This window comes from Curtobacterium sp. ABR8 (assembly GCF_057812125.1).
Genome location: NZ_CM173818.1, coordinates 2,109,049 through 2,133,132 on the forward strand (window position 1 = coordinate 2,109,049; position 24,084 = coordinate 2,133,132).

General features: G+C 69.6%; 21 protein-coding genes. 11 read left to right on the forward strand and 10 right to left on the reverse strand.

The features are described 5' to 3' along the window. The first annotated feature begins 32 nt into the window (after positions 1-32). The 5 genes from ACXKZB_RS10140 (at position 33) to ACXKZB_RS10160 (ending at position 6,026) form a co-directional block, all read left to right on the forward strand. The gene (locus ACXKZB_RS10140) at positions 33-434 is read left to right on the forward strand and encodes a preprotein translocase subunit YajC (RefSeq protein WP_488823019.1); all 402 of its coding nucleotides are present in this window, start codon (positions 33-35) and stop codon (positions 432-434) included. A 92-nt stretch (positions 435-526) separates the two neighbouring features. Then, positions 527-2,278, forward strand: coding sequence for a protein translocase subunit SecD (gene secD / locus ACXKZB_RS10145; RefSeq protein WP_396288408.1), 1,752 nt, complete (start codon positions 527-529; stop codon positions 2,276-2,278). Next, positions 2,278-3,285 (forward strand): protein translocase subunit SecF, encoded by a 1,008-nt coding sequence (gene secF, locus ACXKZB_RS10150; RefSeq protein WP_222657705.1) that lies wholly within the window; start codon positions 2,278-2,280, stop codon positions 3,283-3,285. The genes secD and secF overlap by 1 nt, the downstream gene beginning before the upstream one ends. Further along, positions 3,285-3,632 (forward strand): rhodanese-like domain-containing protein, encoded by a 348-nt coding sequence (locus tag ACXKZB_RS10155; protein WP_123312629.1) that lies wholly within the window; start codon positions 3,285-3,287, stop codon positions 3,630-3,632. The genes secF and ACXKZB_RS10155 overlap by 1 nt, the downstream gene beginning before the upstream one ends. Positions 3,633-3,701: 69 nt before the next feature. Further along, on the forward strand, positions 3,702-6,026 hold the full coding sequence (locus tag ACXKZB_RS10160) for a RelA/SpoT family protein (protein ID WP_488823022.1): 2,325 nt from the start codon (positions 3,702-3,704) through the stop codon (positions 6,024-6,026). A gap of 110 nt (positions 6,027-6,136) precedes the next feature. Here the strand turns inward: ACXKZB_RS10160 and ACXKZB_RS10165 are convergent, their stop codons facing one another. From ACXKZB_RS10165 to deoC, 3 genes are all read right to left on the reverse strand, one after another. Further along, a complete protein-coding gene (locus tag ACXKZB_RS10165; protein ID WP_488823024.1) occupies positions 6,137-6,688 on the reverse strand; it encodes a type IV toxin-antitoxin system AbiEi family antitoxin in 552 nt (183 codons plus the stop codon). 180 nt (positions 6,689-6,868) lie between these two features. Next, complete coding sequence (locus ACXKZB_RS10170; RefSeq protein WP_123312627.1) at positions 6,869-7,822, reverse strand: ROK family protein; 954 nt, start codon at positions 7,820-7,822, stop codon at positions 6,869-6,871. Positions 7,823-7,960: 138 nt separating this feature from the next. Then, positions 7,961-8,692, reverse strand: coding sequence for a deoxyribose-phosphate aldolase (deoC, locus tag ACXKZB_RS10175; protein ID WP_222657709.1), 732 nt, complete (start codon positions 8,690-8,692; stop codon positions 7,961-7,963). 43 nt (positions 8,693-8,735) lie between these two features. Here deoC and ACXKZB_RS10180 point away from each other — a divergent pair, with 43 nt between their 5' ends. The 4 genes from ACXKZB_RS10180 (at position 8,736) to ACXKZB_RS10195 (ending at position 12,934) form a co-directional block, all read left to right on the forward strand. Next, positions 8,736-10,268 carry an SDR family oxidoreductase gene (locus ACXKZB_RS10180; RefSeq protein ID WP_123312625.1) on the forward strand — a complete coding sequence of 511 codons (1,533 nt, stop codon included), beginning with the start codon at positions 8,736-8,738 and terminating at the stop codon, positions 10,266-10,268. After that, a complete protein-coding gene (locus tag ACXKZB_RS10185) occupies positions 10,265-10,849 on the forward strand; it encodes a GDSL-type esterase/lipase family protein (RefSeq protein ID WP_123312624.1) in 585 nt (194 codons plus the stop codon). Before ACXKZB_RS10180 ends, ACXKZB_RS10185 begins: the two co-directional genes overlap by 4 nt. Then, a complete protein-coding gene (locus ACXKZB_RS10190) occupies positions 10,849-11,283 on the forward strand; it encodes a DUF6804 family protein (protein ID WP_340196075.1) in 435 nt (144 codons plus the stop codon). Before ACXKZB_RS10185 ends, ACXKZB_RS10190 begins: the two co-directional genes overlap by 1 nt. A 97-nt stretch (positions 11,284-11,380) precedes the next feature. Beyond that, the gene (locus ACXKZB_RS10195) at positions 11,381-12,934 is read left to right on the forward strand and encodes a stealth conserved region 3 domain-containing protein (RefSeq protein ID WP_488823028.1); all 1,554 of its coding nucleotides are present in this window, start codon (positions 11,381-11,383) and stop codon (positions 12,932-12,934) included. A 302-nt stretch (positions 12,935-13,236) separates the two neighbouring features. On the opposite strand, the gene ACXKZB_RS10200 is transcribed toward ACXKZB_RS10195, so the two are convergent. The 5 genes from ACXKZB_RS10200 to ctaE form a co-directional block, all read right to left on the reverse strand. Next, positions 13,237-14,196 carry a phosphodiesterase gene (locus tag ACXKZB_RS10200; RefSeq protein ID WP_488823030.1) on the reverse strand — a complete coding sequence of 320 codons (960 nt, stop codon included), beginning with the start codon at positions 14,194-14,196 and terminating at the stop codon, positions 13,237-13,239. Positions 14,197-14,363: 167 nt separating this feature from the next. Beyond that, a complete protein-coding gene (gene qcrB, locus ACXKZB_RS10205; RefSeq protein ID WP_123312620.1) occupies positions 14,364-16,055 on the reverse strand; it encodes a cytochrome bc1 complex cytochrome b subunit in 1,692 nt (563 codons plus the stop codon). Further along, positions 16,055-17,119: a cytochrome bc1 complex Rieske iron-sulfur subunit gene (qcrA, locus tag ACXKZB_RS10210; protein WP_123312619.1), complete on the reverse strand. Its 1,065-nt coding sequence runs from the start codon at positions 17,117-17,119 to the stop codon at positions 16,055-16,057. The genes qcrB and qcrA overlap by 1 nt, the downstream gene beginning before the upstream one ends. A 33-nt stretch (positions 17,120-17,152) precedes the next feature. Then, complete coding sequence (gene qcrC, locus ACXKZB_RS10215; RefSeq protein WP_488823032.1) at positions 17,153-17,962, reverse strand: cytochrome bc1 complex diheme cytochrome c subunit; 810 nt, start codon at positions 17,960-17,962, stop codon at positions 17,153-17,155. Between the two features lie 21 nt (positions 17,963-17,983). After that, entirely contained in the window at positions 17,984-18,622 is a 639-nt protein-coding gene (gene ctaE, locus ACXKZB_RS10220; protein WP_123312617.1) for an aa3-type cytochrome oxidase subunit III, read from the reverse strand. A gap of 70 nt (positions 18,623-18,692) precedes the next feature. On the opposite strand from ctaE, the gene trpD reads away from it, so the two are divergent. Further along, positions 18,693-19,748: an anthranilate phosphoribosyltransferase gene (gene trpD / locus ACXKZB_RS10225; protein ID WP_123312616.1), complete on the forward strand. Its 1,056-nt coding sequence runs from the start codon at positions 18,693-18,695 to the stop codon at positions 19,746-19,748. 698 nt (positions 19,749-20,446) lie between these two features. Here trpD and glpK read toward each other — a convergent pair. Together glpK and ACXKZB_RS10235 are read right to left on the reverse strand one after the other, a co-directional pair. Beyond that, complete coding sequence (glpK, locus tag ACXKZB_RS10230; protein ID WP_488823035.1) at positions 20,447-21,958, reverse strand: glycerol kinase GlpK; 1,512 nt, start codon at positions 21,956-21,958, stop codon at positions 20,447-20,449. Positions 21,959-22,032: 74 nt separating this feature from the next. Then, on the reverse strand, positions 22,033-22,758 hold the full coding sequence (locus ACXKZB_RS10235) for an MIP/aquaporin family protein (RefSeq protein WP_488823037.1): 726 nt from the start codon (positions 22,756-22,758) through the stop codon (positions 22,033-22,035). 318 nt (positions 22,759-23,076) lie between these two features. Between ACXKZB_RS10235 and dhaK the strand changes: the two genes are divergently transcribed. Continuing rightward, complete coding sequence (dhaK, locus tag ACXKZB_RS10240) at positions 23,077-24,078, forward strand: dihydroxyacetone kinase subunit DhaK (RefSeq protein ID WP_488823039.1); 1,002 nt, start codon at positions 23,077-23,079, stop codon at positions 24,076-24,078. The last annotated feature ends 6 nt before the right edge of the window (positions 24,079-24,084 follow it).

Consider the following 24,084-nt stretch of genomic DNA (forward strand, 5'->3'; position numbering starts at 1 on the left):
GAAACCGAGCAACCAGAGAAGGCAACTGCATCATGGGTCAAGAAGTCATCCTCATCGTCATCGTCGTGGCGTTCGCGGCCTTCATGTTCTACAACAGCCGCAAGCGCAAGAAGCAGCAGGGCGAACTCGCCACCAAGATGGTGCCGGGTGCTCGCGTGATGCTGTCCTTCGGCCTGTACGGCACGCTCCTCTCGGTCGACGACGAGAAGGTCACCGCCGACGTCGAGATCGCACCGGGCACGGTCGTCACGGTGCACCGTCAGACCCTGTCGCGCGTCGTCGACGACAGCGCCTCGGACATCGAGACCACCGCGACGCCGGAGGACGAGGCCAAGCCCGTCGTCGAACTCAACGGGGAGCCGGTCTACGGCGAGCGGGTCGACAACGACCGCCTCGACGAGACCGACGCCACGAAGCGCAAGTCCGACGACTGACGCCCTCGGCCGCCGGGTCGTCTGACCCGGCGGCTTCCCTCTGCCGTCGCGCCTGAGTGCCGATGGTCCTGAACAGAAAGACGAGACGACCGGTGGCACGATCGACACCCGTCAAGAAGGCGCTGCGCTCGCTCACCTGGTTGGTGATCCTGATGGCGATCCTCGCCGGCCTGAACACCGCCGCGTCGATCCTCGCCGGCAGCTCGAAGGACGACACGGACAAGTGGTACCAGGGCGCGAGCTGGGTCCCCGAGCTCGCACTGGACCTGCAGGGCGGCACGCAGCTGACCCTGGCGGCGCAGAACACCGAGGGCGACTCGGTCACCTCGCAGCAGCTGCAGCAGGCGGTGGAGATCATCCGCCAGCGCATCAACGCCACCGGCGTCTCCGAGACCGAGATCAACACGCAGGGTGCGAACAACATCGTCGTGTCGATCCCCGGTCGGCCCGACAAGGCCACGATCGACCGCATCGAGGCAGCGGCGAAGCTGACGTTCCGCCCGGTGCTCTTCACCGAGGCCGCGACGAACTCCGCCGTCGGTGACGACGGGAAGTCCACCGCCTCGCCGACGCCGTACTCGCCGCCCGCCTCGCTCGCGGCGACGCCGAGCGCGAAGCCGACGAACGGCAGCGACGTCAACTGGGTGACCCCGGCGCTGCAGGACCTGTACACCAACTACAACTGCGCCGCCCCGGACGACGTCACCTCCGCTCCGGACGACGAACCCCTCGTCACCTGTGACGCCGACGGTGCCGCGAAGTACATCCTCGGACCGGTCGAGGTCTCCGGTGCGAACATCAGCAACGCCACCTCGGGTCTGGCCACCGACTCGCAGGGCACCTCGACGGGCCAGTGGGCCGTCAACCTGACCTTTGACGGACAGGGCACGAAGGACTTCCGCACCGTCACGAACCGTCTCGTCTCGCTGCAGGCACCGCAGAACCAGTTCGCGATCGTGCTGGACGGCTCGGTCATCACCGCCCCGTCCACGAACTCCGCCATCACCAACGGCAAGGCGCAGATCACCGGTTCGTTCACGGCCGAGTCGTCGAAGACCCTCGCCGACCAGCTCAAGTACGGTGCGCTACCGATCAACTTCCAGGTGCAGTCGAACGAGAACATCTCGGCGACGCTCGGCACCGCGCAGCTCATCGGTGGTCTCGTCGCGGGCCTGATCGGGCTCGTCCTGGTGATCATCTACTCCGTCATCCAGTACCGGGCGCTCGCGTTCGTCACGGTGCTGTCGCTCGGGGTCGCCGCGGTGCTGACCTACCTGGTCATCGCGATCATGTCCTGGCGCGTCGACTACCGCCTGTCGTTGGCGGGTGTGGCGGGTCTGATCGTCGCGATCGGCATCACCGCGGACTCGTTCATCGTGTACTTCGAGCGCATCCGTGACGAACTCCGCGACGGCCGTGCCCTCGAGAGCGCGGTCGAGTCCGGCTGGAAGCGCGCACTCCGCACGATCCTGGCGTCCGACGCGGTGAACTTCCTCGCAGCCGTCACCCTGTACGTGCTCGCCGTCGCCGACGTGAAGGGCTTCGCGTTCACGCTGCTCCTCACGACGCTGATCGACATCGTGGTGGTCGCGCTCTTCACCCACCCGATGATGCAGCTCATCTCCCGCAGCCGGTTCTTCGGCGAGGGGCACAGGTTCAGCGGGCTCGACCCGGCGGCGCTCGGTGCGGTCTACAAGGGGCGCGCGCAGTTCCGCGCTCCCGTGGTGGACGGCAAGCGCCAGCGCAGCGCCGGTGAGGCGCAGCGCCGACAGACGATCGCGGAACGGAAGGCCCAGCAGGCCTCCGGCGACAACGGCTCGACGCCGGACGGGAAGGACGACTGATGGCCAGCTTCAGCCAGTTCGGCAGCGACCTCTACACGGGCAAGCGGTCGTACGACATCATCGGACGACGCAAGACCTGGTACCTCATCGCGCTCATCATGATCGTGATCTCGCTCGCCACCCCGTGGCTGCGCGGCGGGTACCAGCTCGGCATCGAGTTCACCGGCGGCTCCGAGTTCACCCTGTCGGACGTCAAGAACACCGACCAGAGCATCGCGACCGACACCGTCGAGCGGGTCGTCTCGGACGAGATCCCGCGCGTCTCCCAGCTCGGGACGCACGGCATCCGCGTGCAGACCGGCCAGCTCACCGACCGCCAGACGACCGAGGTGCAGGACGCCCTGGCCGAGGCGTACGACGTGCCGGAGAGCCAGGTCGCCGCGACCTTCATCGGTGCCACGTGGGGTGCCGACGTGCTGGCCCAGGCCATCCGCGGTCTGGTGATCTTCCTCGCCCTGGCTGCCGTGTTCATGACGCTGTACTTCCGTACCTGGAAGATGTCGCTGTCCGCGATGGCGGCCCTGCTGCACGACCTGCTGATCACGGCGGGCGTCTACGGCATCGTCGGGCTCGAGGTCACACCCGCGGCCGTGATCGGATTCCTGACGATCCTCGGCTACTCGCTCTACGACACCGTGGTGGTGTTCGACAAGGTGCGCGAGAACACCGCGCAGGAGTCGATCCGGACCTTCAAGCAGTCGGTGAACCTCGCGGTGAACCAGACGCTCGTCCGCTCGATCAACACCTCGGTCGTGGCACTGCTGCCCGTCGCGGCGATCCTGTTCATCGGGTCGTACGTGCTCGGCGCGGGGACCCTCCGCGACATATCGCTCGCACTGTTCATCGGCATCATCGTCGGGACCTACTCGACGATCTTCATCGCGTCGCCGATGTACGCCCACCTGCGCGAGAACGAGCCGAAGATCAAGCAGGCCGACGCGAAGAAGACCGAAGCGGCGGCCAAGCGCCAGCGCGAGGTCGACGCCGCGGCCACGGCGGACGTCTGATGCCGATCGAGATCACCGAGGTCGACGTCGCCGAGGCGCGACGTCGACTGGAGTCCGGCGCACGACTGTTCGACGTCCGCGAGCAGGGGGAGTGGGACGAGGTCCACGCGCCGGAGGCCACGCTCGTGCCGATGTCCGAGCTGGTGAACCGGTGGCAGGAGATCGACGGCGGCGACGAGCCGGCGATCATCGTCTGCCACTCGGGCGCCCGTTCGTCACGCGTGGTCGCAGCCCTCGAGCAGTCCGGCGTCTCCGCGGTCAACCTGACCGGCGGCATGGTCGCCTGGGAGCAGTCCGGCGCCCCGGTGGTCCGCGACGCCCAGGGCGAACCGGGTCACGAGCACTGACCGGACGCGCGTAGTGTTGTCGGATCGAGCTCGGATCGAGCTCTCGGACCGAGTCCTGGGAGGCGCATCATGACGGACACCCGCGAAGAGCCGTCTGCGCCGAGTCGCCCCGGCTCCGCACAGCGCCCGACCAGCCCCCTCGGCCCGAACACGACGGGCAACCTCGGTTCCCTCCGCTCGCTGCTCCCGCGCCTGTTCTCGCGCGCCCAGCCGGCAGGTGCCGTGGACACCCTGATCCGCACCGTGCGGTCGCACCACCCGAAGGCCGACGTCACCCTCATCGAGCGCGCCTACTCGGTCGCCGAGCGCGCGCACGACGGTCAGAAGCGCAAGTCCGGCGAGCCGTACATCACGCACCCGGTCGCCGTCGCCCAGATCCTCGCCGACCTCGGCATCGGGCCGATCACGATCGCTGCGGCGCTGCTGCACGACACCGTCGAGGACACCGACTACCAGCTCGACCAGCTGCAGGTCGACTTCGGCGACGAGATCGCCATGCTCGTCGACGGCGTCACGAAGCTCGACAAGGTCAAGTACGGCGACAGCGCCCAGGCCGAGACCGTCCGCAAGATGGTCATCGCGATGTCGAAGGACATCCGCGTGCTCGTCATCAAGCTCGCCGACCGACTGCACAACGCCCGCACCTGGGGCTTCGTCGAGTCCACCTCCGCCACCCGCAAGGCGAAGGAGACGCTCGAGATCTACGCGCCCCTCGCGCACCGGCTCGGCATCCAGATGATCAAGCTCGAGCTCGAGGACCTGTCGTTCGCGGTCCTGCACCCGAAGCTCTACGTCGAGATCGACAGCCTGGTCAAGGAACGGCAGCCGAAGCGCGAGCAGTTCGTCCAGAACGTCATCGGCACCCTCAAGAAGGACCTGAAGGCCGCGAAGGTCCGCGGCGAGGTCATGGGGCGGCCGAAGCAGTACTACTCGATCTACCAGAAGATGATCGTGCGGGGTCGCGAGTTCGACGAGATCTACGACCTCGTCGGCATCCGGGTGCTCGTGCCGACGGTGCGCGACTGCTACGCGATGCTCGGGTCGGTCCACGCCCGGTGGACGCCACTGCCCGGCCGGTTCAAGGACTACATCGCGACGCCGAAGTTCAACCTGTATCAGTCGCTGCACACCAGCGTGCTCGGGCCGCAGGGGCGCCCCGTCGAGATCCAGATCCGCACGCACGAGATGCACCAGCGTGCCGAGTTCGGTGTCGCCGCGCACTGGAAGTACAAGCAGCGCGCTGCCGGTCGCGACGTCGGCACCTCGTCGACCACCGACGACCAGGACATGGCGTGGCTCGCCCACATCACCGACTGGCAGGCGGAGACGAGCGACCCGGGGGAGTTCCTCGACTCCCTCCGCTACGAGATCGGCGCGAAGGAGACCTACGTCTTCACGCCGCAGGGCAAGGTCATCGGACTCCCCGCCGGCGCCACCCCGGTCGACTTCGCGTACGCGGTCCACACCGAGGTCGGGCACCGCACCATGGGCGCCAAGGTCAACGGTCGACTGGTGCCGCTCGAGAGTTCGCTGTCGAGCGGTGACGTCGTCGAGATCTTCACGTCGAAGAACCCCGACTCCGGCCCGTCGCAGGACTGGCTGAAGTTCGTCAAGAGCCCGCGGGCCCGCAACAAGATCAAGCAGTGGTTCACGAAGGAGCGTCGCGAAGAGGCGGTCGAGCAGGGGCGCGACGCCATCGCCCGCGCCGTGCGCAAGCAGAACCTGCCGCTCCAGCGGATCATGAGCCAGGACACCATCGCCGAGGTCGCCTCGTCGATGCGGTACGACGACGTCTCGGCCCTGTACGCCGCGGTCGGCGAAGGGCACGTGTCGACCCAGTCCGTCATCGAGAAGGTCCTGGGCAGCGTCCAGAGCGACACCGAGACCGACGAGCCGGAGCTCACGTTCCCCCGCCAGGGCACGAGCCGCCAGCTCCGCACGAGTGACAGCGGTGTGCTGGTGCGCGGTGCGCCGGACATCCTGGTGAAGCTCGCGAAGTGCTGCACCCCGGTGCCGGGCGACCAGATCGTCGGGTTCATCACCCGCGGCCAGGGAGTCTCGGTCCACCAGTCGTCGTGCACGAACGTCAAGTCCCTGATGAACGAGCCGGACCGGATGATCGAGGTCGAGTGGGCGCCGTCGTCGAAGTCGGTGTTCCTCGTCCAGATCCAGATCGAGGCCCTCGATCGGTCGGGGCTGTTGAGTGACGTCACCCGGGTGCTGACCGACCACCACGTCAACATCCTGTCCGCGACGGTCTCGACCTCGTCCGACCGGCTCGCGCTCAGTCGCTTCGTGTTCGAGATGGGCGACACCATCCACCTCGACCGGGTGTTGAACGCCGTCCGGCGGATCGACGCGGTCTACGACGTCTACCGCGTCAGCGCCGGCTGACCGGACGGGCAGGCCCGTCAGCGCTGGCTGAGCGGACGGGCAGACCCGTCACCGCGGGCTGACCGGGCGGGCAAACCCGTCACCGCCGGCTGAGCCGACAGTCCGACCGGTCACCGCTCGCTGAGCAGCGTGCGCAGACGACGTTCGGCCTGGCGCACCATCGGGATGGTCCCGAGGGCGCTCAGGCGCTCCCGCAACTCGTCGCCTGTCACCGCTCCGATCGCGAGCAACCCGGCGACGGCGTCGATGCGCGACGGGTTCGTCGGTCCGGGCGTGCGCAACAGGTCGACCGCGGCCCGCGCCGGTGTCGTCACCGTGGTCCGCGCCGATCCCAGCCGGACCACGTCGACGGGCTCGAGCGCCACCTCGCGCAGGTGCAGGGCCGGCCCGGCGGCGATGCGCAGCTGCGGCGGGACGCACGCCTCGAACGGGTCCGGCGGACGGGACGTCGCGCCCCAGATCCACGCGGCGGTGCGGCCGGCGGCGACCAGCCGGGCATCGCCGAGGACCCAGGCGGCTGCGGTCGCTCGGAGCGCCGGGTCCTGCGGGGTCGCGGGTGAGGCCCAGCACGGTCCGACGGGGACCAGCTCGCCGGCCAGCACCGCTGCGCGCAGTTCCGCCTCGGGCCAGTCGTCCGTGGTCAGGAGACGGGAACCGGGCACCTCGTCATCCTGCCGGACACCGGCGCCCCGCCGACACCCCCTGTGGACAGCCCGGACAGCCCGGACGCCCCGCACGCCCAGCGCCCGGACGACCCGCACGCCCAGCGCCCAGCGCCCGGACGCCCGGACGCCCCAGACGCCTCAGACGCCCCAGACGCCCCAGACGCCCCGGCGTCAGCGTCAGCGCAGGACGTCGGCGCGGTGCACCAGCGCGGCGGCCCCGATGAGCGGGCCGTCCTGCGACAGCGCCGTCGGCACGATGCGCACCTTCGTCACGAACCCGAACTCGACGCGCTCCGCCACCGCTTCGCGTGCGTACTCGAACAGGTCCGGCGTGACGTGCGAGAACCCGCCGCCGATCGCCACGACCTCGAGGTCCACGAGGCTCGTCGCCGCGGCGATCGCCTGGCCGAGGGCCCGGCCGCTGCGCTTGACCGCCGCGACCGCGATCTCGTCGCCGGCTGCGTACGCCGCCGACAGCTCTTCGCCCGTGGACCCGGCGAACCCCTGCCGCTGCGCCCAGGCGACGGTCTTCGGGCCGCTGGCGATCGCTTCGAGGCAGCCGGTCCCCCCGCAGGCGCACGGGTCGTCGTAGCCGCCGCACTCCACGTGGCCGATGTGCCCGGCGTTGCCGGTCGGGCCGCTGACGGTGCGGCCGTGCAGGATGAGGCCGCCGCCGACGCCCGTCGAGACGATCATGCCCATGACGTGGTCGTACCCCTGGGCCGCCCCGACCCAGTGCTCGGCCAGCGTGATCGCCAGGCCGTCCATGCGCAACGTGACCGGCACGCCCTCGGGCACGAGTGCCGCGATGCGGTCCCGCAGCGGGTGGCCGCGCCACACCGGCATGTTGAGGGGGGAGACCAGGCCGTGCTCCTCGTCGACGGGGCCGGCCGAGCCGACGCCGACGCCGACCAGGGTCGCGTCCGCGGGGACCGTGCCGAGCGCGCTCGTCACGACCTCGTCGACGGCCGCCTGCAGCTCGTCGGACGTGCGCTGCGGCCCGGTGGGGCTGCGGAACCGCGTGCCCGGCAGGACGACGCCCTGGTCGGTGACGAGAGCGGCTTCGACCTTGGTGCCGCCGAGGTCGACGGCGAGGGCGAGGGCGGGGGACTGGGGTGCGGTGCTGGACATGCGCGCTCCGATGCGGCGGTCTGGAGGCCCGGCGCGGCTCCCGAACGCGTCGTCGCGTCCGGTGGGCCCCGGCCTGGCAGGTTGGTGGGTCGGTCGGGTCAGGTCGTCGTGCGGTGGATCAGGTCGTGTCGCAGTGGATCAGTAGGAGCTGGTGTCGTCGCCCTGCGACGACGCGACGCCGGTCTCGACGCGGTGCGCGACCTCGTCGAGGATGCGCGCGGAGGCGCTCGTGCCGATGCGGTTCGCTCCCGCGTCCACCATCTCGAGCAGGGTGTCGAGCCCACGGACGCCGCCCGAGGCCTTGACCCCGGTGTCGGCACCGACGGTGCGGCGCATCAGGGCGATGTGCTCGGCCGTCGCTCCGCCGCCGGCGAACCCGGTGGAGGTCTTCACGAACGCGGCACCCGCCGACTGCGCGGCACGCGACGCCGCGACGATCTCGTCGTCGGTCAGGAACGCGGTCTCGAGGATCACCTTGACGACGGTGGACCCGGCGGCGTCGACCACCGCGCGGACGTCCTGCTCGACCCGCTCCCAGTCGCCGGACTTCGCGGCACCGATGTTCTGCACCATGTCGAGCTCGAAGGCGCCGTCGGCCAACGCCTGCAGCGACTCGGCGACCTTGGCCGCGGTGGACGTGGTGCCGTGCGGGAAGCCGATGACCGTGCCGACGCCGACGCCGGTGCCCTGCAGGCGCTCGACGGCGTACGCCACGTCGCTCGGTCGGACGCACACGCTGAAGACCCGGTACGCGGCGGCCTCGTCGAGCTGGGCGTCGACGTCCGAGCGGGTGAGCTCGGGCTTCAGGATCGCGTGGTCGATGAGGCCGCGGACGGCATCGGCGGTGACGGGGAAGGCTGCGTTGTCCACCCGGCAAGCCTACCCGTCAGGCGTGCCGCGTAGCGTTCGGGGCATGCAGGTCCTCGTCACCGGCGCCACCGGGTACATCGGCGGTCGTCTCGTCCCCCGTCTCCTCGAAGCCGGACACTCCGTGCGCGTGTTCGTGCGCAACCCCCGCAAGCTCCAGGACGTCCCGTGGAGCAGCGACGTCGACATCGCCGAAGGGGACCTGCAGGACGCCGACGCGGTCCGTGCCGCGGTCGACGGCGTCGAGGCCGTGTACTACCTCGCCCACGCGATGGGCGCCGACGGCGACTTCGAGTCCGCCGAACGCCAGGCCGCCGAGACGATGGCGCACGAGGCGAAGCGCGCCGGTGTCAGCCGGTTCGTCTACCTGGGCGGGCTGCACCCCGACGGCGACTTGTCGAAGCACCTGCGCAGCCGCAAGGAGGTGGGGGAGATCCTGCTCGGATCGGGCGTGCCGACCGTCGCCTACCAGGCGGGTGTCGTCATCGGCTCCGGCAGCACCTCGTTCGAGATGATCCGGCACCTGACCGACGTCCTGCCCTGGATGCCGGCACCGCGGTGGGTGCGCAACCGCATCCAGCCGATCGCCGTGCGCGACGTCCTCTACTACCTGGTCGCGGCGCTCGACGTCCCCGCGGACGTCAACCGCACCTTCGACATCGGCGGTCCGGACGTGCTCCGCTACGGCCAGATGCTCAACGGCTACGCGGTCGAGGCGAAGCTCCGGCAGCGCCCCATCACGGTCCTGCCGGTGCTCACCCCGCGACTCGCGGCGCACTGGTTCAACGCCGTCACCCCGATCCCGCGCAAGCTCGCGACCCCGATCATCGAGTCGCTGCAGTTCGAGTGCGTCCAGCGCGAGCACGACATCGACGACGTCGTGCCGCAGCCCGAGGGCGGGCTCACCTCGTACCGCCGAGCCGTCCGCCTCGCCCTGAACAAGATGCGCTCGGGCCAGGTCGAGACGAGCTGGCGGAGCGCCACGCTGTCGAGTGCCTCGGCCGACCCGATGCCGAACGACCCGGACTGGGCCGGGCACACCGTCTACGTCGACGACCGGAAGCGGCACTCGAGCGCCTCGGCCGAGGACGTCTGGCGCGTCGTCGAGTCGATCGGCGGCGAGAACGGCTGGTACTCGTTCCCGCTGGCCTGGGTCGCGCGCGGCTGGATGGACAAGGTCGCCGGCGGTGTCGGGCTCAGCCGTGGGCGCCGTGACCAGGACCGGCTCGAGCAGGGCGACGCGCTCGACTGGTGGCGCGTCGAACGACTCGAACGCGGCCGGTACCTGCGGCTCCGCGCAGAGTTCAAGTCCCCGGGACGCGCCTGGCTCGAGATGACCGTCACCCCGAACCCCGAGGGCGGCAGCGACTACCACCAGCGGGCGATCTACTTCCCGCAGGGCCTCCCCGGACGCCTGTACTGGTACGGGATCCTGCCCTTCCACGGGATCATCTTCCCCGGCATGGTCGAACGCATCACCGCGGCCGCCGAGCGCGAGTCGGACAACACCGAGTCGACGCAGCGCAACCGGACCCAGCACAATGGGAGTCCGGAACCGGCGAACGAGGAGGCAGCATGACCGAGGAACGCAGTCCCGTCCTGTTCCTGGGCGACAGCATCACGGCCCAGGGGTCGTGGGACACCTGGCTCCCCGACGAGCACACGCTGAACCAGGGCGTCAGCGGCGACACGACCGACGGCGTGCTCGCGCGCCTCGAGGCCGTCGTCGCCGAACAGCCCGAGGTGATCGTGTTGCTCATCGGCACGAACGACTTCGGCAACCACCGGGCGAGCGCCGAACACGTCGTCCGCAACGTCGAGACCATCCTCGTCACCCTCCGGCGCGAGCTGCCGGGCGTGCGCCTGCTGCTCGTCTCCGTCCTGCCGCGCCAGGCCGAGTACACGACGAAGATCGAGGAGGCGAACCGGCACCTGCGCCAGTTCGTCGCGACCTGCCACGCGCAGTACCTCGACGCCTGGCCCGCGCTGGCCGACGGCGACCACCTCGACGACCGCTTCACCGACGACGGACTGCACCTCACCGACGAGGGCTACCGGGCGTACCTCGGCGAGCTGGTCCCCGCGCTCGAGCGTGTGCGGGGTCTCCCGCCCATGTCACGGTCCTTCACGGCCATCGACCTCGACGAGGCCCCCGCCTGATGGCTGCCCGCAAGGGGCGACCCCCGGTGGGGTCGTCGCAGCACGGCGTGCCCGCGGCCCCGGTCCGTCCGGCCGCGGGCGCGACGAGCACCCGTGCGACCCCCGGGTTCACCCGGCCGGCGCTCGCACCGTCGCTCATCGCCGCGATCGTCCTGCTCGCGTGCGTGGCGATCATCGACTCGTCCGGATTCGTCTTCGCCCGGTGGGGCGTCACGGTCCTGGCGCTCATCGTGCTGGTCTTCGCCGTCCGCGGCAAGACGTGGTGGGCTGCGCTGCTCATGGCCGCCGTGGCCGTCTGCTGGAACCCCCTGGTCACGGTGCCGATCCCCGGTCAGGTGTGGGCGGCCCTGCAGATCCTGGTCGCCGCGCTGTTCATCGTCGTGGGCATCGCCGTCAAGGTGCCGCGCGAGGCGGACGCTCCCCGGGCCTCCTGAACGGCTCGGGTGGCCGCCTGCGGAACCGAGCGGGCGGGCGGACGGTAGGATCGCAGGGTCGGGTACAGGACCCGGCAGCGCGATCCGAAGGGCATGGATGAACGACGAGACCGAGCCGGTGACCGAGAGTCCTCTGCTGAACCCTCGACCGTCCTCCGGCGGTCTCGACCGGCCCGACGTCGTCGTCCGCAAGGGGCGCCTGACGCTGCTCAACGGCCACCTGACGCCGCAGCAGTCGATGATCGAGGACCTGCTGTTCCTCGACGACGCGCTCACCGAGGCCGACGTCGACCACCTGCTCATCCGCGGCAACGACGAGCGTCCGGTCATCGCGATCGACGAGCGCGACCGGCAACGTGCGGAGAGCGCCGTGATGGCCGCCGCCGTCAACGAGCCCTTCTACGCGAAGCCGCCGGGTCAGCCTGCCGTCCTCGTGCAGGACGACGGGCTCGGACCCGTCGACGAACCGGTGCTGCGTGTGTTCCGTCCGCGCCTCGAGCCGCTCGGCCGTCTGCGCTACGGCGCCGAGACGAGCGTCCAACTCGAGTTCTGGCGACTCACCGACACCGAGGTGCTCGCACCCGTCGAGAACGCCCTGATGCGCCGCAGCCTGCCGGTCGAGGAGTTCGTGCTCGTCGACATCGAGCGCTACGGCCGCACCTGGCGCACCGTCGAGCACATGTTCGACGACCACGTCTCCGACATCCGGTTCCCGATCGACATCGTCTTCTCGTGGGTCGACGGCAACGCCATCGAGTACCAGCGCGCCCGCCAGGCAGCGCAGGCCACGGCCGTCCTGGGCGAGGGCGATGACGCCCCCGCCCGGTTCCGGCAGATCGACGAGCTGAAGTACGCGCTGCGTTCCGTGCACACGTTCGCACCGTGGATCCGTCAGATCTACATCGCCACCGACTCGCCCGCGCCGCACTGGCTCGCCGACCACCCCAAGGTCCGCATCGTGCGCAGCGAGGAGTTCTTCGCCGACCCGTCCGTGCTGCCGACGCACAACTCCCAGGCGGTCGAGTCGCAGCTGCACCACATCCCGGGCATCAGCGAGCACTTCATCTACTCGAACGACGACATGTTCTTCGGCCGCACCGTCGACCCGTCGGTGTTCTTCAGCCCGGGGTCGGTGACGAAGTTCATCCTCGCCACCACCCGCATTGGGCTCGGCGTGAACAACGCCGCGCGCAGCGGGTTCGAGAACTCGGCGCGCGTGAACCGCCGGTTGCTGCAGCAGCGGTTCGGTGCGGTCACCACGCGGCACCTCGAGCACGCGCCCACCCCGCTCCGAGCATCGATCATGACGGAGATGGAGCACGAGTTCGCCGACGAGTTCCGCGCCACGGCGGCGTCACGCTTCCGCGCTGCCGAGAACATCTCGGTGACGAACTCGCTGTACCACTACTACTCGTTGCTCACCGGCCGGGCGATCGTCCAGGAGAACGCGGACGTCCGCTACATCGACACCACGATGCAGTCCGGGCTGCGGTCCCTCGACGAGCTGCTGAAGAAGCGGAACGCGGACTTCTTCTGCCTGAACGACGGCAGCTTCCCCGAGGTCAGCGACGAGGAGCGCACGCAGCGCGTCACGGACTTCCTCGAGCGCTACTTCCCCTTCCCCGCGCCGTGGGAGCGCCCCGGCGATTAGGACGCGCCAGCGTCCTGCCGGGGCGCTCCGGGCGAGCCTGCGAGCCCGGCGCCGAGACTCGGCCACGCGCTCCGGGCGAGCCTGCGAGCCCGGCGCCGAGACCCGGCCACGCGCTCCGGGCGAGCACGCCGCCGCCCCTCGCCACGTGCCGTGGTCGCGACCACAGCCGGACGGGAGGCCCGGGTCGGCCCCGCCACGCGCCTCCCGTCCGCCTCGGGCGCACGCCTCTCGCACATGGTGAGCAGGAATGGTCGGGTACCCAGACGGGTACCCGACCATTCCTGTTCACGAAGTGTGGCGGCCTACCGGTGGACGGGGGAGACCGGCACCGAGTCGAGCGTGAAGACGGGGATGCTCGAGGTGACCGGAGCCGGTTCGACCGCGGGCGGGATCGTGACGCCGTGCGCTGCGAGGCGGGCCTCGGTCTCGACCGCCGACACGGGTTCACCGACCGTGGAGTAGTGCCCGATCGGGACGACCGAGTGCACGACGTTGCGACCGTAGACGTGCACCAGGTTGAACGACTGTGCGCCGTCGCGGCCGCGGGTGCCGCCCTGGAACTCGGTGAGGTCCTGCGTGTAGCAGGTGGCGCTGGCGACCGACACGGGGATGCCGGCGAAGACCGCACTCGTCGAGTAGTGCAGGTGCCCGGCGATGATGGCCAGGACGTCACTGCCCTCGACGACCTCGGCCAGGGCCTGCTGGTCGCGGAGCTCGACGAGGACGGTCAGGTCCTGCACGCTCGGGACGGGCGGGTGGTGCATCGCCAGGATGGTGCCGTGCGGCGCCGCCTCGGAGAGGACCTCGGCGAGCCAGTCGAGCTGCTCGGGGGAGACCTCGCCGTGGTGGCGGCCCGGGACACTCGTGTCGAGGGTGATGACCCGGAGACCGTTGACGTCGTAGACGAAGTCGACCGGGCGGTCGGTGGGCTGGAGGCCGAAGAGTTCCTGGCGGAAGGCGCCGCGCTCGTCGTGGTTGCCCATCGCCCAGATGACCTGCGCGCCGATCCGGCGGGCGGCCGGCTCGACGATCTCGCGGACGCGGGCGTAGGCGCCCGGTTCGCCCTTGTCGGCCACGTCGCCCGTGACGACGATCGCCTCGGGCCGGGTTCCGGATGCTTCGATGTCCGCGACGATCTCGGTGAGCCGTGCGGCGGAGTCGACTCCGCCGTACAGATCACCGTCGCCGGAGACGAGGTGGGTGTCGCTGAGGTGGAGGAGGAAGTGGTTCGGCCTGGGGTGTTCGGCCGTCCGGCTGTCCATCGGGGTCTCATTCCGTTGGCGGATGCGTGGTGCAACACGTTGCCACACCGTCCTGGACGAGTCCAGCACGTGTCGGTGAACCAGCCGTGAACTGGGGGCGGCGTGTTGCCCCACACACGAGGAAACCCCCGCCACATCGTGACGGGGGTTTCCTCGTGTGCCTCGGATCAGTGATCCCCGGGGCCGACCTGCGGAGCCTGGTGGCCTCCCGCGAGGTCCGGGCCGTGGTGGGCGGCGTGCGCTGCCTCGAGCTCGGCCTTCGACACCGGCTCGATGCGGTCCTCGAAGAAGAAGCGGGAGATGCTCGCACGGGCCTTCTGGACCACGGTGATCTGCCCCTTGGCGTTCGGGCGGATCATGAGCGGCTTGTACTCGTTGAACTGCAGGAGCTTCCAGCGCTCGTACTCGTCGAGCTGCTCGTGCACCTCGATGTACTCACCGTGGGGGAGTCGGACGATGCGACCGGACTCGTAGCCGTGCAGGACGATCTCGCGGTCCTTCTTCTGGAGGGCGAGGCACACGCGCTTCGTGATCCAGAAGGCGACGAACGGGCCGAGGACCGTCGTGGCCTGGATCACGTGGATCACGTGTTCGATCGACACCAGGAAGTGGGTCGCGATGATGTCCGACGACGCCGCAGCCCAGAGGCTGGCGTAGAGCGTGATGCCGGCGGCACCGATCGCCGTGCGGGTCGGGGCGTTGCGCGGGCGGTCCAGGATGTGGTGCTCGCGCTTGTCGCCGGTGATCCACGACTCGAGGAACGGGTACAGCAGGATCGCGAGGATGAGCAGCACCAGGACCGCGATCGGCGCCAGGATGTTGAACGACACCGTGTAGCCGAACCACACGACCTCCCAGTGCGGCGGCACCAGACGCAGTGCGCCGTCGGCGAAGCCGATGTACCAGTCGGGCTGGGTACCGGCGGAGACCGGCGAGGGGTCGTACGGACCGTAGTTCCAGATCGGGTTGATCGTGAACATCGAGGCGATGAGGGCGATGATGCCCGCGACGATGAAGAAGAACCCACCGGCCTTGGCTGCGAACGCCGGGAGGATCGGGACACCGACGACGTTGTCGTTGGTCTTGCCCGGGCCGGCGAACTGGGTGTGCTTGTTGATGACGACGAGCACGAGGTGGACACCGAGCACCGCGACGAGGATCGCCGGCAGCAGCAGGATGTGCAGCGTGTAGAGGCGGCCGACGATGTCGGTCCCCGGGAACTCGCCACCGAAGAGCAGGTAGGCGATCCAGACGCCGATCACCGGGACACCCTCGATCATGCCGACGATGATCCGCAGACCGTTGCCGGAGAGCAGGTCGTCGGGGAGCGAGTAGCCGGTGAAGCCCTCACCCATGGCGAGGACCCACAGCAGGAAGCCGAAGACCCAGTTGAGCTCACGCGGCTTGCGGAAGGCACCGGTGAAGAACACGCGGGCCATGTGCAGCATGATCGACGCCACGAACAGCAGGGCTGCCCAGTGGTGGACCTGGCGGACGAACAGCCCGCCGCGGATGTCGAACGAGATGTCCAGCGTGGACTGCAGGGCCGTCGACATCTCGACGCCCTTGAGCGGGACGTACGAGCCGTTGTAGACGACCTCGGCCATGGAGGCCTGGAAGAAGAACGTCAGGAACGTGCCGGAGAGCAGGACGACGACGAAGCTGTACAGCGCCACCTCGCCGAGCATGAAGCTCCAGTGGTCCGGGAAGATCTTCCGGCCGACTTCCTTGACGAGCCCCGAGATGCTGGTGCGCTCGTCGATGTAGTTGGCGACCCCGCCGATGATGCGGGATCCGCGCTCCGGAGCCGGCTTGTTCGCCGTGCTGCTCGGTGCCGTGGTGGTGGGGGTGCTGGTCATCAGCGTTCACGCTCCCAGAAGGACGGTCCGACCGGCTCGTGGAAGTCGCTCTGGGCAACCAGGTAGCCGTCGTCGTCGATCGCGATCGGAAGTTGGGGGAGGGGGCGTGCGGCCGGACCGAAGATGACCTCGCAGTTGTTCGAGACATCGAAGGTGGACTGGTGGCACGGGCACAGCAGGTGGTGCGTCTGCTGCTCGTAGAGCGCGACCGGGCATCCGACGTGGGTGCAGATCTTGGAGTACGCGACGATGCCGTCGTAGCCCCAGTTCTCGTGGCCCTTGGCGGGGTTGAGGTCCTTCGGGTCGAGACGCATGAGGAGGACGGAGGCCTTGGCCTTCTCTTCCAGCATGTGCTCGGAGTCGAGCATGCCGTCCGGGATGACGTGGAACACCGAACCGATGGTCACGTCGGAGGCCTTGATCGGCAGACCCGTCGGGTCCTTCGTCAGGCGCAGGCCCTGCTTCCAGAAGGTGTGGCGCAGGAGCTCGTTCGGGTCCTCGGCCGGAGCGAGGTCGCGGACCAGCACGATGCCCGGCAGCGGGAACGCGGCCAGCGCGCCGATCATCGAGTTGCGGATCAGCTTGCGTCGGCTGAAGCCGGACTCCTTGTCGGCCAGCTGGAAGGCCTCGACGGCCTTTGCGCGGGTCGCGTCGGTGCCGCGGGTGCCGTGGCGGAGCTCGGTGATCTCGCGGTCGACGACGAGCGACTTCGACCAGTAGACCGCACCGAGGCCCAGCGCGATGAGTGCGAGGGCGATCGACAGGCCGAGGAAGAGGTTCGCGGTGCGGACCGTCCCGAAGTCGTTCGAGTCGATCGGGAAGGCGACGTAGGCCGCGATCGAGAGGACGCTGCCGACGATCGAGAGGTAGAAGAAGGTCGCGACCTGGCGCTCGGCCAGACGCTGCTTCTTCGGGTCGACGTCGGTGCGGCGCGCGCGGTGCGGCGGCTCACCCGGGTTCTCGAACGGGTCGGTGGGCAGCACCGCGATCCCGGGGGAGGTGGTCGTGCCGTGCTTCTCGACAGCCGAGGACGAGTTCAGCGTCTCGTCGTCGTGCTCTGCCATGGTGTTCCCTTCAGTGTCGTTCGACACGGACGATCAGTTGGACTTCGCGGTCAGCCAGACGGTCATCGCAACGACCGCGCCGAGTCCGAAGATCCAGATGAACAGACCCTCGGCCACCGGGCCCAGGGAGCCGAGTGCGAACCCGCCGGGCGACTTGTTGTCCTGCACGTACTTGAGGTACGTGATGATGTCGGCCTTCTGCTCCGGCGTGAGGTTCAGGTCGTTGAAGACCGGCATGTTCTGCGGGCCGGTCTGCATGGCCTCGTAGATGTGCTTGCCGGAGACCGTCGACAGGTTCGGGGCGTACTTGCCCTCGGTCAGAGCACCACCGGCGCCGGCCACGTTGTGGCACATGGCGCAGTTGATGCGGAAGAGCTCTGCACCTTCGGCCGCGTCGCCGTCCTCACCGTTGGTGAGCTCGTTCGACGGGACGGCCGGGCCGGGGCCCAGCGAGGCGACGTACTCGGCGAGGGCGTCGACCTGCTCGTCCGTGAACTGCGCGGGCTTCTCTTCGGCCTGCGGGCCCTGTGCGGCCATCGGCATGCGGCCGGTGCCGACCTGGAAGTCGACCGAGGCGGCGCCGACACCGATGAGGGACGGACCCTCGCTCGTGCCCTGGGCGGAGAGGCCGTGGCAGGTCGCGCAGTTCGAGGCGAAGAGCTTCTGGCCCTCGTTCACCTTCGACTGGCTGGTCGCTGCGACGGTGGTCGTGCTGTCGTCCGCGTTCGCCGTGGAGCTGAACAGTGCGTACGCACCGCCGGTGGTCATGAGACCCACGACGATGAGCGAGACGGTCGCCATCGGAGAGCGGCGGCCCTTCTTGGACTTGGTTCTGTTGAACATGTGCTGGGGGGTGTCCAGTTCCTACTTGAGAAGGTAGATGACGGCGAAGAGGAAGATCCACACGACGTCGACGAAGTGCCAGTAGTACGACACGACGATGGCGGTGGTCGCTTCCTTGTGACCGAAGTTCTTCGCGGCGAAGCCGCGGCCGAGCGTCAGCAGGAAGGCGATGAGGCCACCCGTGACGTGGAGGCCGTGGAACCCGGTCGTCATGTAGAAGGCCGAGCCGTAGGCGCTCGAGGAGAGCGTGACGCCCTCGTGCCAGAGGTTGGCGTACTCGAAGATCTGGCCGCAGACGAAGATCGCGCCCATCGCGTAGGTGACGAAGAACCACTCCGTCATGCCCCAGTGGCGCGGGTTCCAGCTCGTGCGGTGCACCTGGAAGCGCTCCGCTGCGAACACCGCGAACTGGCACGCGAAGCTGGACAGCACCAGGATGATCGTGTTCACCGAGGCGAACGGCACCTCGAGCTTGGAGGTTTCGGCCGCCCAGAGCTCGGGGGACGTGCTGCGCAGCGTGAAGTAGATCGCGAACAGGCCGGCGAAGAACATGACCTCGCTGCCCAGCCACACGATCGTCCCCACGGCAACGGCGTTCGGCCTGTTCAGGGCCGGACCGCTGGCGGATCGGGAGAGAGAGGTGCTAGTCACGTCCTCCATTATGGCCGAAACCCCCGACAGTGTTTTCGCAGGAGACTGGCGGGTCTCTCGAATTCACTACGATCGAGCCATGCCTGACGCACTCTCTTGGCCCGCAGTGATCAGCGCGCTCATGGCGCGCGAGGACCTGACGATCAGGCAATCCACATGGGCCATGGAGGAGATCGTGCACGGGCGCGCCACCCAGGCGCAGATCGCTGCGTTCGCCGTGACCCTCCGAGCGAAGGGCGAGACCGTCGACGAGGTCGTCGGGTTCCGCGACGCGATCCTCGACGCCGCGGTTCCGCTGGACGTCGACCCGATGGCCCTCGACATCGTCGGCACCGGCGGTGACGTCGTCGGAACCGTGAACGTCTCGACGATGGCCGCGATCGTCATCGCCGCCGCCGGGGTGCCGGTCGTCAAGCACGGCAACAAGGCCAGCTCCTCGAAGTCCGGGTCGAGCGACGTGCTCGCCGCACTCGGCCTCGATCTCACGATGGACGCCGCGCGTGTCGCGGACACCTTCCGGCGTGTCGGACTGACCTTCGCGTTCGCCAACGCGTTCCACCCCGGCTTCGCCCACGCCGGGCCGGTCCGGCGCGAGATCGGCGTGCCGACGGTCTTCAACTTCCTCGGGCCGCTCGTCAACCCCGCACGGTGCGAGGCCAACGCCGTCGGAGTGGCCCAGCTCGAGCTCGTGCCGATCATCACGGGCGTGTTCCAGACCCGCGGCGCGACCGCCCTGGTGTTCCGCGGTGACGACGGTCTCGACGAGCTCACGACCACCGGGCACAGCCACATCTGGGAGGTCACCGGCGGGCGCATCACCGAGCACGACCTCGACCCGCGTGACCTCGGCATCGCCCGTGCCCGCACGGAAGACCTGCTCGGTGGCGACCCGGAGCACAACGCCGGCGTCGTGCACCGCGTCCTGGCGGGGGAGACCGGCCCGGTCCGCGACATCGTGCTCCTGAACGCCGCCGCCGGCCTGGTGTCCTTCCGGCTCGCGCAGGACCCGGCACAGTCCGACCGCCCGATCCTGCAGCGGTTCCGGGAGCAGCTCGCGGTGGCCGCCGAGGCGATCGACTCCGGCGCCGGCGCCCGCAAGCTGGCTGATTGGGTCGGCGAAGCTCCCGCCGCGTAGTCCACGCCGCCCCGGGCACCGTGCGCGGTGCGTCACCCGGTGCGAGCCCGGCGGCTCGGTGCAGCGCCACGAGCGCGCACCCAGCGGTCACCGCCGCACCCGGCGAACAAACCCGCACCGTGCCGTGCCAGCAACCCCGTGCCGGACGGGAGGCCCGCGGCGGGCCCGACCAGCGCCTCCAGTCCGCACCGTGCGCGGTCTGCGATCCCGTGCCGCTTCCGCGCGAGCCGCACCGTGCGCGATGCGTCACCCGGTGCGAGCTCGGCGGCTCGGTGCTGCGCCACGAGCGCGCACCCGGCGGTCACCGCCGCACCCGGCGAACAAACCCGCACCGTGCCGTGCCAGCAACCCCGTACCGGACTGGAGGCCCGCGGCGGGCCCGCCCCGCGCCTCCAGTCCGCACCGTGCGCGGTCCGCGATCCCGTGCCGCTTCCGCGCGAGCCGCACCGTGCGCGGTGCGTCACCCGGTGCGAGCCTGGCGGCTCGGTGCAGCGCCACGAACGCGCACCCGGCGGTCACCGCTGCACCCGGCGAACAAACCCGCACCGTGCCGTGCCGGCCACAACCGCACCACCCCAGCACCGCGACGGACGCGCAGGAGACACAACGCGACGGGAGGCCCGGTGCCGGTTCGAGGAACCGGCACCGGGCCTCCCGTCGGTGCGTTCAGTGCACGCGGTCAGCGTGCGCCCGCGTCGTTACTGGACGTCCTCGTCGACCCAGTCGAAGGTCTTCGTGACGGCCTTCTTCCAGAGGCGGAGCGTGCGCTCGCGCTCCGCGGCGTCGAGCTGCGGCTCCCAGCGCTTGTCCTCCTGCCAGTTGGCACGGAGCTCGTCGAGGTTGGCCCAGAAGCCGACCGCGAGACCGGCCGCGTAGGCCGCGCCGAGCGCCGTCGTCTCGGCGACGACCGGACGTACCACCGGCACGTTGAGGATGTCGGCCTGGAACTGCATGAGCTCGTTGTTGGCGGTCATGCCGCCGTCCACCTTGAGCTCCGTCAGGTCCACGCCCGAGTCGGCGTTGACGGCGTCGAGGACCTCGCGGGTCTGCAGCGCCGTCGCCTCGAGGGCCGCACGTGCGATGTGCCCCTTGTTGACGAACCGGGTGAGCCCGACGATGGCACCGCGGGCATCCGGACGCCAGTACGGCGCGAACAGCCCGGAGAAGGCCGGCACGAAGTACACGCCGCCGTTGTCCTCGACGGTCTTGGCCAGCGCCTCGACCTCCGGGGCACTGCCGATGAGACCGAGGTTGTCACGGAGCCACTGGATGAGGGAGCCGGTGACCGCGATCGAGCCCTCGAGTGCGTAGTGCGTCTCCTGGTCGCCGAGCTTGTAGCCGACGGTGGTGAGCAGGCCGTTCTCGGAACGGACGATCTCGGTACCGGTGTTGAAGATGAGGAAGTTGCCGGTGCCGTAGGTGTTCTTCGACTCGCCCTGGTCGAACGCCGCCTGGCCGAAGGTCGCGGCCTGCTGGTCGCCGAGGATGCCCGCGATCGGGACCTCGCGGAGCAGGTTCGACGACTCGACGTGGCCGTAGACCTCGGAGGAGCTGACGATCTCCGGGAGCATCGACTTCGGGACACCGAAGTCGGCGAGGATGTCGTCGCGCCACTGGAGCGTCTCGAGGTCCATGAACAGCGTGCGGGACGCGTTCGTGACGTCGGTCTTGTGGACGCCGCCGTCGACGCCACCGGTCAGGTTCCAGAGGACCCAGGTGTCGGTGGTGCCGAAGAGCAGGTCCCCGGCCTCGGCCTTCTCGCGCGCACCCTCGACGTTCTCGAGGATCCACATGATCTTGGTGCCGGCGAAGTACGTCGCGAGCGGGAGGCCGACGATCGCCTTGTAGCGGTCGGTGTCCCCGTCGGCGAGCTTGTCGACGATCGACTGCGTGCGGGTGTCCTGCCAGACGATCGCGTTGTAGATCGGCTTGCCGGTGGTCTTGTCCCAGACGACGGCGGTCTCGCGCTGGTTCGTGATGCCCACGGCGGCGACGTCGTGACGCGTGATGTCGGCACGCGACAGTGCCTGACCGATCACCTCGCGGGTGTTGTCCCAGATCTCGGCGGGGTCGTGCTCGACCCATCCGGCGCGCGGGAAGATCTGCTCGTGTTCCTTCTGCCCGGTCGAGATGATCGAGCCGGAGTGATCGAAGACGATCGCTCGGGTGGAGGTCGTGCCCTGGTCGATGGCGACGATGTAGTCGGCCATTGGTGCTCCTTACGGGTGTTCGGTGCGGTGAGCGGCCCGTGCGGACGGGCCGCTCACCCCGGGGTTGGGTTGGTTCAGCTGACGACGGGCAGCAGCGCGTAGGACAGGCCGGCGGCGATGGCGCCACCGAGCAGCGGTCCGACGACGGGCACCCAGGCGTAGGCCCAGTCGCTCGAGCCCTTGCCCTTGATGGGAAGGAGGGCGTGCGCGATGCGCGGGCCGAGGTCACGGGCGGGGTTGATGGCGTAGCCGGTCGGGCCACCGAGGCTGACACCGATCGCGATCACGAGGAAGGCGACGGGGATCGCGCCGAGCTGCGACGGGGTCTGGCCGTTGGTGAAGGCGATGACGACGAACACCAGCACGAAGGTGCCGATGATCTCGGTCACGAGGTTCCAGCCGTACGACCGGATCGCGGGGCCGGTGGAGAAGACGCCGAGCTTGGCGGCCGCGTCGGGCTCCTCGTCGAAGTGCTGCTTGTAGGCGAGCCAGACGATCACGGCACCGATGACCGCACCGATGAGCTGGGCGAGCCAGAACAGCAGCATCGCGCCGACGGTGATGTTGCCGAGGATGGCCTGGGCGAGGCTGACGGCCGGGTTGAGCTGTCCGCCCGACTTGTAGGACACGGTGACGCCCGCGAAGACCGCGAAGCCCCAGCCGATCGTGACCATGAGGAAGCCGGCCCCGAAGCCCTTCGACTTCGTGAGGGAGACGGCGGCGACGACACCGCCACCCAGGATGATGAGCATCGCCGTGCCGACGAGCTCGGACAGGAACTTGACGCCGATGTCGTCCATCGGTGACCTCCAGTGCGTGAGGTGGGGGTCCGGTGGTGCTGCGCCGCACTCCCCGTTGAGTGATTGAGGCCGAGCATAGTGACGCGGAGAACGACGGAGCGATGAATTCTCGAGGGAAGTCCGCGATCGTGCACGAACGTGCAAGCGCCGTGCGCTGCGGGGGATCGCGAGCCGGTGACGCGTCCCCGTCGCACTGCACGAACGTGCAGACCGGACGAACGAGCGCCCGGGCGTCGGATGTAGATTGGGCGCACTCCGGTCGACGACGGCGGTGTGCAGTTCGCCTCGGTTCGGCCCCGTACCCGTGGAGGCACGCGCATGAAGAAGCTCATCAACGACCCGCAGGCCGTGGTCGACGAGACCGTCCGGGGCTTCGCCCGGGCACACGCCGGGCACGTGGTCCTGGTCGAGGACCCGATCCACCTGCACCGCGCCGACGCTCCCGTCGCCGGCAAGGTCGGCATCGTCAGCGGCGGCGGCAGCGGACACGAGCCGCTGCACGCCGGCTTCGTCGGGTACGGCATGCTCGACGCCGCCGTCCCGGGCCCGGTGTTCACGAGTCCGACCCCGGACCCGATCGTCGCGGCCACCAAGGCCGTCGACGGCGGCGCGGGCGTCCTGCACATCGTGAAGAACTACACCGGCGACGTCCTGAACTTCGAGACCGCCGCCGAGCTCGCCGAGATGGACGACATCCGCGTCGAGGCGGTCGTGGTCGACGACGACGTCGCCGTGCAGGACTCGCTCTACACCGCCGGTCGCCGCGGCGTCGCCGGCACCGTCGTCGTGGAGAAGTGCGCCGGTGCCGCGGCCGAGCGCGGTGACGACCTCGACGCCGTCGCCGCGGTCGCCCGCCACGTCAACGACGTCACGCGGTCGATGGGCCTGGCCCTGGCGTCCGGCACCGTGCCGCACGCGGGGGAGCCGTCCTTCACGCTCGCCGACGACGAGGTCGAGCTCGGCATCGGCATCCACGGCGAGCCAGGTCGCGAGCGCATCCCGATGGCGCCGGCCGATCAGCTCGTCGACCGCGTGCTCGAACCGATCCTCACCGACCTCGACGCCCCGGCCGGCTCGAAGCTGCTCCTGCTCGTGAACGGCATGGGCGGCACCCCGCTCTCCGAGCTGTACATCGCCTACCGACGCGCCGCCGAGGTGCTGACGGACCGCGGGTACGACGTCACGCGTAGTTTGGTGGGCGACTACGTCACATCCCTCGAGATGCAGGGGTTCTCGCTCACCGTCACGGTGCTCGACGACGAACTCACCGCGCTCTGGGACGCACCGGTGGAGAGCCCGGCACTGCGCTGGGGACGCTGAGCGGCC